Below are 463 nucleotides of genomic sequence, written 5' to 3'. Positions count from 1 at the left end.
TTCCCTGACTACCCCCCCAGGAGCCACCATGCCTTCCCCCGCTTTCACCGCGCTGACCGCTGACGCACGCGGCGTCTTCCCCATCGCCCCGACGCCGTTCTTCGACGATGGCACGATCGACATCGCCTCGATCGACCGCCTGACCGACTTCTACCTGGCCTGCGGCGCCACCGGCATCACCGTGCTGGGCCAGCTGGGCGAGGCGCCCAAGCTGGAGCACGCGGAATCCGTGGAGGTGGCCGCGCAGATGATCCGCCGGGCGGGCCGGCTGCCGGTGGTGGTGGGGGTGTCGGCGCCCGGGTTTGCCGCCATGCGCGCGCTGACCAGCGAGGTGATGGAGCGCGGCGCGGCCGGCGTGATGATCGCCCCGCCCAACACGCTGCGCACCGATGACCAGATCGTCGGCTATTACCGCCAGGCCGTGGAGGCCATCGGCGCCGACGTGCCGTTCGTGATCCAGGAC

Annotated in this window: 1 protein-coding gene; it reads left to right on the top strand. The window is 71.1% G+C overall.

All coding sequences use genetic code 11. The annotated features are described in order from the left end of the window. Positions 1–28: 28 nt before the first annotated feature. On the top strand, positions 29–463 hold a 435-nt coding region (locus tag AC1DCP_RS26435; protein ID WP_476774876.1), incomplete at its 3' end, for a dihydrodipicolinate synthase family protein.

Source organism: Agrobacterium sp. 10T429 (assembly GCF_056393925.1).
The sequence above is the reverse complement of the archived record's forward strand: the minus strand, read 5'-3'. Positions and strand labels throughout refer to the sequence as shown.